The following is an 11241-nucleotide window of genomic DNA, read 5'->3' as shown; positions in this document are numbered from 1 at the left end:
CGCCGATCAGACGATGACGGTTGACCCGTGCAACCTGCAACTGCTGTACCAGGGCCGGTCCCCCAACTCCGGCGGCGACTACGGTCTGCTGCCGTACCGACCGGGCATCCTCACCCTGCAACGCTGATGGCGTGACGCAGGTCCGACCGTCGCGGGCAACGCCACGCAAGGCTCGTGAGCCGGATCGGATGGAACTGGAACGGGCGGGCTCGGTGCACAGCCGAGCCCGCCCGGCACCAGCATCGGGCCGACCGGGCGCGAACGTCAGCTGCGGGTGCGGCGCTGGCGGGCCAGCACCGCAGCAGCGACGGTGGCCAGGAGCAGAACGGCGAAGGCGAGGGCGACCGTGCCGGGGCCGAGGCGGCTCAGCCAGTCGGCGATCGTGTGCTGGATCGTCGCGGCGGCGCCGACGATCGGGTCGCCGCCGGGGCCGCCCCGGAAGATCCGGATTTCGTACCAGGCGTACCAGGCGACGTAGCCGCCGGCCACGATCAGCAGCACGCCGGCCACCCGGTTGATCAGCGGGGCCGCCCGGCGCAGGCCGCGTACCAGCGACATCTTGGCCAGGGCGACGGCGAGCGCGACCACGCCGACCACCAGGGCCATGCCAACGGCGTACGCGACGAAGAGGGCGAGCCCGGCGCCGACCGAGCCGGCCCGGAAACCGGTGACGACGACGGCGAGGAAAGGCCCGATCGTGCAACCGAGCGACGCGACGGCGTAGGCCGCCCCGAACAGGACCATGGACCCGAACCTGCGGGTGACGGTCGGCCCGGTACCCAGTCTCGGGCCGACGGTGGGCAGCTGGCGACCGGCCAGCAGGATCCCGCCGAGCGCGACCAGAACCAGCCCGATGGCGACGCTGACCCAGGGCAGGTTTCGGGCGATCACGCCGGCTGCCGGCGCGGCCAGCAGGCCGAACACCCCGAACACGGCGACGAAACCGACGGTCATCGCCGAGGTGAGCAGCAGCGCGCGGCCGACCGCGCGCAACCGTGGACCGCTGTCGGACCCGTCCAGTACGAGCAACGACAGGTACGCGGGCAGCATCGCGAACCCGCAGGGGTTGACGGCGGCCAGCACTCCGGCGGCGAGGGCCAGAGCGTACGGGGTGTCGGGCACGAGGCGTCCTGATCCTGTTCAGCCGGTCAGGGTGGCGACCCGGTCGCGCAACCGCCGCGCGTTCGGTGCTCCCTTGTGGAGCACGACCCCGGCCTGATCGAGGACGACATGTTACTCCGGTTCGGTACGCCGATGGCGGGCCTGGGCGAGGTGGCTCAACCGGCCACGGTCTGGGCGATCAGATGGTGCAGCACCGCCTGGACGTCGCCGTCGGTGCGGGCCATGACCCGACGCTGCCGGGTCGCTCCGGTGCCCTCGCGGCGTAACCGGTCGACCTGGCGCAGCACCAGGTCGAGATCGTCGTAACGGGTCAGCGCGGGTGCGACGGTGTCGAGCAGGTCCTCGACGAGCGCCCAGGCCGGTCGGGCGCCGCCGCCGCGCAGGTCGACGAGTTCGCCGTCGAGTCCATCGTGGGCGGCCCGCCAGTGCGCGGCGGCGACCAGGCAGTTCCGGATCCGGGCGGGCGGTACGCCGGTACGGACCCGCTCGATCATCGTGGCGACCAGCGCCCGGACCAGCGCGGCGACCAGCACGGTGTCGTCCACGGAGGGGCAGACGTCGCCGACGCGGACCTCGACGGTGGGGTACGTGACCGACGGGCGCGCGTACCAGTAGACCATCGCGGCATCGAGCATGATCCCGGCGGTGATCAAATCTTGGACGGTGGCGTCGTAGTCGGCGGCCGATGCGAAGTGCGGGGTGGGTCCGATGCTCGGCCAGCGTTCCAATTGCATCGACCGCCAACTGCCGTGGCCGGTGTCGCGGCCGTCGTAGAGCGGCGAGTTGGCGGTGAGTGCCTGCACCACCGGCAGCCACGGACGCAGGTGGTTGCACACCTGCACGGCCAGTTCGCGGTCCGGCACCCCGACGTGCACGTGGCAACCACATACCGCCGGGTCGTGGGCGACCGGCCCGAAGCGGCGGGACATCGCGTGGTACCGCTGCTCGTCCGGCACGCTGAGCTGGGCTTCGCACACCGGCGTGGCACCCACCGCCACCAGCCGTGCGCCGGCCGTCCGGGCGGCGTCGGCGGCGGCGCGGCGCAGCGCGATCAGGTGCTCGCGTAGCTGCGTCAACTCGGTGCAGACCGGGGTGACCATCTCCATCATGCTGTGCCGGAACTCCTGCCGGCTCTGCCTGCGCGCGGCCCCGGACAGGGCGTCGAGCACCTGCTCGGCGACGGGCAGACTCTCCCCGGTTTCCGGATCCAGGAGCAGGAACTCCTCCTCCACGCCGAGGGTGAGGAGGCCGTCGACCGCCGCACCGCCGTGACTACCGGATGCCATGGGTCTGTAGCCAGAGTTCGAGCAGGCCGAGCTGCCACAGTTTGTTGCTGCCCGCAGCCGCCTGCGCTGCCTGCGGGTCGGCCAGCAACCGCTCGACGTACTCGGGCCGGAACAGGGCGCGTCGCCGCGCGGCCGGCGCCCGCAGCGCCTCGACGACCAGTTCGCGGATGGGACCGTCCACGTTGCGCAGCGCCGGCACCGGGAAGTACCCCTTCGGCCGGTCGATCACGTCGGCGGGCAGGACCTGCCGGGCGACATCCTTGAGCACTCCCTTGCCGCCCTGGGCGACCTTGTGCTCCGGTGGACAGGCGGCGGCGAGCGTGACGAGATCCTGGTCGAGGAACGGGGTACGCAGCTCCAGCCCCCAGGCCATGCTCATGCTGTCGACCCGTTTCACCGGGTCGTCGGGGAGCATGAGATGGGTGTCCAGCCGCAGTACGGCATCCAGCGCCGTGTCCGCGCCACGCGCGCCCAGATCCGCGCCGACCAGGTCGCCGCTGGCATCACCCGCAAGGGCGTACGCCGGGCCGACGACCTGGCCCAACTCCGCGTGATCGTGGTCGAAGAAGAGTTCCGCGAACGCCGGTGCGACCTGGTCGCGGGGCACCTCGACGAAGGGCTGGTGATAGCCGTACCCGGCGAACACCTCGTCCGCGCCCTGCCCGGACTGTGCCACGTTGACGTGCCGCGCGACCTGCTCGGAGAGCAGGTGGAAGGCGACCACGTCGTGACTGCCCATCGGCTCGGTCATCGCCTCGATCGTCCGGCGTACGGCCGGCACCAGGTCGTCGTCGGCGAGTTGGATGCGCTGATGGTCGGTGTCGAACGCCCTGGCCACCAGGTCGGAGTAGTGGAACTCGTCGCCGGACTCGCCACCCCGACTGTCGAAGCCGATGCTGAAGGTACGCAGGTGTTCCTGTCCCGCCTCGGCGAGCAGCGCCACGATGAGGCTGGAGTCGAGTCCACCGGAGAGCAGGACCCCGACCGGCACGTCCGCGACCAGTCGACGGGCCACCGCCGTACGCAGCGCCTCGCCCATCGCGGCCTGCCAGTCCCGGGTGTCCCAGCCGGTGTGGGTGGCCTGGCGGACGTAGTCGGGCCGCCAGTAGACACGCTCCCGGCTGCGCCCGTCGGCCTCGACGACCCGTACGGTCGCCGGTGGCAGCTTCCGCACCCCACGCAGGATGGTCCGGGGCGCGGGCACGATCGAATGCCAGGACAGGTAGTGATGCAGCGCCACCGGGTCGACGTCGGTGTCCACCTCACCGGCGGCGAGCAGCGCCGGCAGGGTCGAGGCGAACCGCAGCCGGCCCGCCGTCTCGGCCAGGTAGAGGGGCTTGACGCCGAGCCGGTCGCGGGCCAGCACGAGCCGCCGCCGGGCCCGGTCGACCAGGCCCACGGCGAACATGCCGACCAGATGGTCGACGAAGTCCTCGCCCCACTGGGCGTACGCCACCAGGATCACCTCGGTGTCGCTGGTGGAGTGGAAGGTGTGCCCGGCGGCCCGTAACTCCTCGCGCAACTGCGGATAGTTGTAGACGCAGCCGTTGAACACCAGGGCGAGCCCGAGATCCTCGCGCACCATCGGCTGGGCGCCGGCCTCGGACAGGTCGATGATGGTCAGCCGTCGATGCCCGAGGAGCACCCAGTCCTCGCCCCATCGACCCGCACCGTCCGGACCCCGCGACCGCATCGCCTCGGTCATCCGGGTCACCGCGGCGGCGTCGGGCGCCGTCCCGTCGAACCGCGCCTCACCACTGATCCCGCACATCCGGCGGCTCAGGCCGGGACGGCTGGCGGCGGAGGGCCTTCGGCCGGCGTCACCTGACCTGGCACAGGGCGTCCCTTCGCTGGTGGCGGGTGGCGGGCCCAGGCCGTCGGCGTAGCTACCCGGGACGGGACGACGGCTCCGACCTGACCTTGACCGTATGCCGGCCGGACGTACGGCCGGGGGTAGATCGGTGAGGAGGAATTCCCACGCCCGGGACCGCTGCCGTCGGGGTTCGGCTGCCGTCCCGCGAGCGCCTCAGTCGCCCCCGGAATGTGCCGCGAGGCAACCGGCGATCGGGTGCGGTGGCCGGTGCCCTTCCAGGCGCCGTGCCTCGGCGCCCAGGTCGATGCGGAGGTTGTCGAGGAGTACCCCGGACGCCTGTTCGACGACGATCGGGGAACGCGAGCGCAGCGGCTCCTGCGCGCCGGGACCGGTGGCCGGCAGCGGCACCAGGGTGCAGTCCGCCACCACGACGTCCCGGTATGCCAGCACCCGGACCGAGTGGTCGACCTCGCTGCGGCCCCAGCCCGCGATCCGCATGGCGTACAGCGGGCCGTTCCACGCCACCCGGGCGCGCGACACCCGGATCCGCTCCCCGATGGCGTTGTCCGCGTCGGTGTGGAAGCGGTCGGTGTTGTCGCCGGGCAGCAGCCGGAAGCCGATCTCGACGTTCGACAGGCAGGCCCGGTCCACGGTGACGTCGTGCACCGAGCTGAGGTAGAAGCCCTCGAAGGCGTCGGCCACCTGAAGATCGTGGATGTCGATGTGGTGCGGGTGGTACGACGGCCCGCTGATCGAGCTGACACTCTCGCCGACCGCACCCCAGTGCACCGCGATCCCGGTGCAGCCACCGACGATCGACACCTCGGCGATGGTGACGTGGCGCACCGCCCCGACGAGCGCGATGCAGTTGGCGGCGCGGGTGTCCGGGCGCTCCACCTGCACCCGGCGAATCTGGATCCCCTCGATCCACTCCGTCTCGGCCGGGTAGAGGTACCGTCCGATGGTGATCGCGGTGCCCAGGTCACCGCCGTGCTCGCCGGGCGCGGCGGGCGGTGGCCGGAACCCGATGTCCTGAATCGTCACCTGGGAACCCAACACCTGGACGATCGGCTGGCCGTCCGGGGCGGACGAGGTCAGCCAGGTTCGTACCGGCCCGTCCGGGTGCCGCGCGCCGGCCAGGGTCCAGCCCGAGCCGACGACGAGCCCGCGGTCGAGCGGGAAGGTACCGGCCGGCAGGTGCAGGGTCCCGCCCGCGTCGCTGGCCAGGATGCTTTCGAGCGTCCGCCGGTTGGCCGTCGCGTCGGCGGAGAGCCTCACGTCGTGGCGGTTCGGTGCCGACATGTCACCACTCCACTTCGGTGACCTGGCAGGCGATCTCGGACACCCGCCGCCGCGCCGCCTCGGCCGCCGGGTCGGCCAGGCCGATCAGCACCGGCCCGTCACCGGCCCGTTCGATCACCACGTCGATCAGGTCCGGCCCGGGTGCCGTCGTACGGACCGGGCAGTCCGTGCCGTCGACCAGGTGCGCGGCGCGTACGGCCAGGCGGCCCGCCTCCGGCGGCCGGGTGAACGGCGACGCCTCGAACAGTGCGTATCCCGCGCCCCGCCTGGCCACCCGCACCGCCTTGAGTACGGTCTGGCTCTGCTGGCGACGTAGCCACGGCTGGGAGGGGTGCCGAAACGCCGCCGGCGGTACGGACGCGACGGTGGTCCGCAGCCGGGTGCGTACCGTCGGGCCGGCCGCGTTGACCACGACGAACCTGGACCGGGGACGGCCCTCGGTGCGGCCTCGTGCCCCCACCAGTCCACCGGCGCTGACCAGGCCGGCGAGCTGCGCCGACGCTCCGGTCAGGGGGCGTCTGCCCGACTCCCCGGCGACCTCCTCGATCGCGGTCACCTCGACCTGGTTGATCCGTACGCCGAAGGCCGCCAGCGGGCTCAGTGACGCCGCCGCCCACGGCGGCAGCGTGGCGTCCGCCAGCTCGATGATCAGCAGATGGTCGTCGCCCATCTCGTCCGCGCCCAGGTCGAACTCCACCCAGGCGTGGGCCTCCACCATCCGCAGCCGCCCGCGCTGGCGACTGATCAGGGCGGCGGCCCGGGCCGTGCCCTGGGCCCGGACCATGATCAGGCGGGGTAGCTCCCGCATGCCCCGCTCCGGAGTGGCCGCGCGGGACCAGGCCGCCTGCGCGGCGCCGTCCACGTGGAGATCGACCCGTACCCGGACCGGCCGACCGCCGCTGCGGACCTTCAGCATCACCGCGCCCGACCCGCCCTGGACCCGCCCGACGATGGCCGCACCCCGCGCCATCTGGTCGGCGACCAGCACCTCGGGGTCGCCGCCGCTGGTGAACACCGCGGGCAGCTCGCGCGGCGGTGCCGGTTCGTCGAACTCGGTGGCGAACCGTGCGCCGGTCGCCGTCACCGGGCACCTGCCGGCAGGTGGAGGTCCGTTCGGGTCAACACCGGCTCGCGTCGGCTCCACATCCGCTCGACGGCCTCGAACAGCGGATCGGCGTCGCTCTCGATGTGCCGGAACGAGACCTGTACGGATTTGAGCAGGTAGTCGGCGGGCCAGACCTCCCACTGCGGCACCTGCGGGGTGAACAGGTCGGTGGCGCTGCGGTAGAACCACAACCACAACCGGGCACGCTCGACCTGTTCGGCGGAGATCAACTCTTCGCCGCTGCCCAGGGCGCCGATCGCCGAGTCGAGGGCCTTCCAGTACGTCTCCGGGTCGTGCACGACGGTGGACAGGCCGCACTCGCTCCACTCCGACCAGCCCGCCTGGATCACCGGGATGCCGTACGCGGGCAGCTCGTTGCTCACGCTGCCCCGCACGGTCACGCCGAGGTCGACCAGGCTCCACAGGCCGTTCTTGCTGAGATCCTTGCTGGGCTGGAACACCATGTGCCGGTGCCGTGCGTAGCGGGCGGCGACCGACTCGAAGAAGCCGGTGCTGTCGTAGCGGAACTGGCTCGGGTGATCCTGGAACAACCACTGCACCTGCGTCGCGGTGCTCGCGAAGCGGGCGGTCTCCTCGAACCAGTCGGCGAGCGTGGGGAACGACTGGTGGTTGGTGCCGGGAGCGTCCGAGACGGCGTGGTTGAAGACCGCCACCACCGGACGCGCCGGGTCGAAGCCCAGACGTGCCGCGAAATGGGTACGCAGCCGGGCCCGCTCCGCGCTGTTGTTGATGTCGACGGAGGCGCTGGCGCCGCCCCGCCACCAGCTCGGCCGACCCAGGTTGACCTTCGACCGCCAGGCGACCAACTCCGCGTTGCGGCGCACCTCCTCGCGACGGGACCAGACGCGATCGGCGAAGAAGGTGCCGATCTGCTGGGTGAGTTCGCCCCGGAAGGTGTACTTCCCGGTGTCCGTCTCGGGGAACAGCGCGTACGCCTTGAGGCACCCGGTCTGCTGGGTGTGCACGACGGGGATGCCGGCCCGCCGGGCGGAGTCCACCGCCAGGCCCCAGTGGTCGTAGTCGACGTGACTGGTCACCAGGGCCACTGCGGAACCGTCGCCCAGCAGGGCGTCGTACGCCGACGACATGGCCCGGGCCAGCGCCTGCCGCCGCGGGTAGCGCGGGTCGGCCGCAGGATCCTCGGGCGGCCGGGGCCGCTTGGTCACCCGGCAGTAGGTGGCGCTGACGAACTCTTCCAGGGTCTCCTCGCTGATCGGCGGCCCGGGCACCAGTGGCCTGCCGAACAGCTCCAACTGCACCGCGCCCGGCGTGGCGGACCGGGCCGGGCCCTCGACCAGACGGTAGAGGTCGATGACCTCGCTCGCGCCGTAGGCTTCGGCGATCCGCCTGACCAACTGCACGTCGAACTCGGTCCAGAGCGCCTCGTGCCACATCTGCTCGACCCCGGTGACGACGACGAGTTGGGCCGGCACGATCCGGCGGATCGCGTTGGCGACCGCCAGGTTCCGCAGAGCCACCCGGATGTCCTGGTGGAACACCTCGACCACGAGGTAACGCTGGGACGGCGTGGACCCCAGGTTCTTGCGCCAGTAAACCGAGGCGGCATCGAGGAACCCGTCGAACGCCTTCTTGTCAGCCCTGAGCCACACCCGAAACCCGTCCTCACCCCGAAACGGCGCCAGCGTCGGGACTGTACGGTCCGGTTACGCACAGCAGCCGAACAACCGGTGGCCAGCCGGTGAAGACGAATCCTCCCCCGTACGGGGGAACTGCTCCGGCCCCGATTTCCCGATGATCGGGGAGGCGTGAGCCGCCGCAACGCTGGCAAGCTCGCGGTATGGCGAACCCGGACGTGACGGCGACCAATATGGCCGAGCCCCGTGGTGGCGTGGCCAGGTGGAGTGCGCCGCTGGTACTCACGGCGGTGGTAGCACTGGTGCTCCTGGCGACTCCGTGGTGGGGGGTGGACGCCCTCTACGAGGCTTCCAGCACATGGCTCATCGATCCGGGTCGGCTCGGGCTCGGGCTCGCCAACTTCGCGGCGGTCGCGGCGGTCGCGTTGTCCCGGTACCGGCTCGGCCCGGCCTGCGTGTTGGCGGTTGTCCCCTGGGTTCTCTCGCCATTGCTGGGTGCGGTTGCCTGGGGGTGGTGGTTGGCTGTCCTCGCCGTGCTCGGGATCGCTGTCTACGAGGGTGCGCGCAAGCTCTCCCTCGCCATGGTGGCTCTGGCCGTCACGCTCGCGGTGGTGTACTGCACCAGCGGGATGTACTGGCATGTGCCGCTCGTCGGGCCGGTCAACCTCCGCTCCTATGAGCCGGATCGCTGGCTCGACGAGCTGCGGATCGCCTACCTGGCGATCTATCTGGGCGCGGTGGGCGCCGTCGTGCTGGTCGCCGCTGTGGTGCGTCGACGTCGCGCCGCTCGCGTCGGATCAAGCGACGCCACATCGGGAGCGGCAGCAGTGCCCATGCTGCCTGCGGTCGAGTCGCCCGAGTCGCCGACCGAGGCGGTAGCAGTGGCCGAGCCCGAACCTTCAGTGGCGCCGACCGGGCCAGTAAGGTCCGAGACCGAAGCACAGGCGACGCCGACCGGGTCGGCAGTGGTCGCCGAGGCCGAAGTGCAGGTGTTGACTGGGCCGTGGGCCGAGCGGATCGCGACGCTCACCCCGCGCGAGCGAGAGGTGCTGCTCGCCGTCGCCCAAGGCCGGTCCAACGCCGAGGTGGCCGTCGACCTCGGCATCGGAGACGAGACCGTCAAGACCCATGTCTCCGAGGTGCTGCGCAAACTCGGCTGCCGCGACCGCGTGCAGGCGGTGATCGCCGTCTACGAATCCGGTCTGCGATAAAGGCGACCGGCAATTGGGCTGGTCCTGCGTGTTTCACCAACTGGCCAACCTTGCAAACACCGCGGAGTACGGCTTGCTGCTCTCAATCCCGAGAGCGGAGAACTGGTCGACCTCGCCACGATGGCCTTCGGTATCCGTGCGGGGGCGGTAGCTGCTGCTGCCACGCTGAGTGGCAGGGAGGATGCGCGACATCCCCGGCTCATTTGGGCCGCAGGTGATGATCAAGCGTTAGTCGGGCAGCAGTATCTGACGGGCCCGGTCAATCCTCGGTCGGGCTGGGGCGGTTCTCGGCGATCCAGGCCCGGACTGGCCCTCGCGCGGCGGCACCGACCAGCGTGGAACCACCGTCTCCGCCCTCACCGCGTAACCGGCCACTGGTCCGTGATCGCGGCCTGCGCTCACCGGCCCTGACGGAACGCGAACGGGCGCTGAGCGATCGCTCAGCGCCCGTTCACGGCGGTCGAAGCGTCAGGCCAGACCGTGCACCCGCTTGTACTCGACCATGTAGGCCAGCTTTCCGGGCTTGGCGTCCGCGTACGGCCTGCTCAGCTTGTCGAACTCGCCCTTGTCAGCGGCCTTGCCGTCGTTCCACCGCTCCAGCGCGCCGAGGTCGGCCGCAGTGAAGCCTCCGCCGACGACGGCGTTCCTGGGCAGCGTGGTGATCGCCTCGGTCAGTGAGCGAACGGTGGCCAGGTAACTGCCATGGTCGGCAGGGTTCCAGCCAGCCAGTTCGACCGGCTTGGTGTCGCGGACCCAGCCGCCCCAGTAGAACTCCTGGAACGGCAGCCCGTTCGGCGTGTAGCCGACGTCCCGGCCGAAGTAGAGCAGGCTGCGGTACCTGTCGTCGGCGAAGTTGGCCGGGCCGACCTTCCCCGGCAGCTTGTGCACGTTGATTGCCCTGCCCTCCGGGTCGCGCAGGTACACCCACTTCTGTGCCTTCATCTCGGCCCAGAAGGCCGCCGGGGGGAGGGTGCTCAGGTTGGCCGTCACCCGCAGCCGGACGTGCAGGTTCGCGCCGCCGTCCGGGGATTCGAAGAAGGACGTGAGCGTGTGGTGCCCGTCGGTGAGGAAGGGTTCACCGCCGGGACCGATGACGACGGTCTTCATCGGGGCGATGCTCCCCGGCGTCTCCGCACCGACCGGCAGGGCACAGGTGAAGGAGGACGGGTCGTCCAGGCGGGCGCCCGGAGCCGCGGCGACCGCATCGAGTCGGCCGTCGGCCTCACACCAGTCGCTGAACCTCTTGTTGACCGCGTCCTTGCCGAGTGTGTATCGGCCGAGCTTGTAGTACACCTCGTCGTACCCGAGCGACGGCTGGGTGGGGTGCACGTCGCCGATGCGTACGTCGAGGAGGTCGCCGGGCTGCGCACACAGGTACTTCGCGAACGGCGTACGGCGGCTGTCGTGGTCACAGAACGAGGGCCGGGCACCCGGGGCACCAGGCGCCGCGATCGCACCGGGTGCCGCGACGGCGGCCCCTGCTCCGACGGCGACCGTGAGGGCCGCCCCCAGCAGCGAGGCACGACGGACGGTTGATTTGAAGCGCATGACAATGGCTCCTTGCGCCAACGGGGGGATGTCGCAGGCGAGCCTGTAGGCGACCGACCAACAAACGGGATCCGCTGCGTGGCCGGGAGCCGACCCGGAGGCGAACGATCGCCCATCCGGCCGCCGCTGACCTGGCAAAACGGAAACGCTGGCAGCGTGGAGCCCGCAGCTGTCCGGTGGACCGGGCTGGCCGGACAGCCCGTCGGGCCGACCGGTGGGGCAGCGGATTCACCGAGCG

General features: G+C 71.3%; 8 protein-coding genes. 1 reads left to right on the top strand and 7 read right to left on the bottom strand.

From position 1 onward, the window contains the following. Window positions 1-264 precede the first annotated feature (264 nt). The 6 genes from E0H26_RS26915 to E0H26_RS26890 form a co-directional block, all read right to left on the bottom strand. Complete coding sequence (locus tag E0H26_RS26915) at window positions 265-1122, bottom strand: cytochrome c biogenesis CcdA family protein (RefSeq protein WP_131308727.1); 858 nt, start codon at window positions 1120-1122, stop codon at window positions 265-267. Window positions 1123-1277: 155 nt separating this feature from the next. Continuing rightward, window positions 1278-2408, bottom strand: a complete 1131-nt coding sequence (locus tag E0H26_RS26910) for a carboxylate-amine ligase (RefSeq protein ID WP_131308724.1) — start codon at window positions 2406-2408, stop codon at window positions 1278-1280. Continuing rightward, a complete protein-coding gene (locus E0H26_RS26905; RefSeq protein ID WP_131308721.1) occupies window positions 2395-4179 on the bottom strand; it encodes an N-acetylglutaminylglutamine amidotransferase in 1785 nt (594 codons plus the stop codon). Before E0H26_RS26905 ends, E0H26_RS26910 begins: the two co-directional genes overlap by 14 nt. Before the next feature lie 255 nt (window positions 4180-4434). Next, window positions 4435-5523, bottom strand: coding sequence for a hypothetical protein (locus E0H26_RS26900; RefSeq protein WP_240742405.1), 1089 nt, complete (start codon window positions 5521-5523; stop codon window positions 4435-4437). Between the two features lies 1 nt (window position 5524). Continuing rightward, window positions 5525-6607 carry a hypothetical protein gene (locus E0H26_RS26895; RefSeq protein WP_131308718.1) on the bottom strand — a complete coding sequence of 361 codons (1083 nt, stop codon included), beginning with the start codon at window positions 6605-6607 and terminating at the stop codon, window positions 5525-5527. Continuing rightward, the gene (locus E0H26_RS26890) at window positions 6604-8259 is read right to left on the bottom strand and encodes a hypothetical protein (protein WP_131308715.1); all 1656 of its coding nucleotides are present in this window, start codon (window positions 8257-8259) and stop codon (window positions 6604-6606) included. Before E0H26_RS26890 ends, E0H26_RS26895 begins: the two co-directional genes overlap by 4 nt. Before the next feature lie 188 nt (window positions 8260-8447). Here E0H26_RS26890 and E0H26_RS30665 point away from each other — a divergent pair, with 188 nt between their 5' ends. Next, a complete protein-coding gene (locus E0H26_RS30665) occupies window positions 8448-9455 on the top strand; it encodes a helix-turn-helix transcriptional regulator (protein ID WP_420812896.1) in 1008 nt (335 codons plus the stop codon). A 468-nt stretch (window positions 9456-9923) separates the two neighbouring features. Here the strand turns inward: E0H26_RS30665 and E0H26_RS26880 are convergent, their stop codons facing one another. Continuing rightward, a complete protein-coding gene (locus tag E0H26_RS26880; protein ID WP_131308712.1) occupies window positions 9924-11003 on the bottom strand; it encodes a ParB/Srx family N-terminal domain-containing protein in 1080 nt (359 codons plus the stop codon). Between the last annotated feature and the right edge of the window lie 238 nt (window positions 11004-11241).

Source organism: Micromonospora zingiberis (genome assembly GCF_004331455.1).
In the GTDB taxonomy this organism is placed as follows: domain Bacteria; phylum Actinomycetota; class Actinomycetes; order Mycobacteriales; family Micromonosporaceae; genus Micromonospora; species Micromonospora zingiberis.
This window is presented reverse-complemented; position numbering and strand designations above follow the sequence as displayed.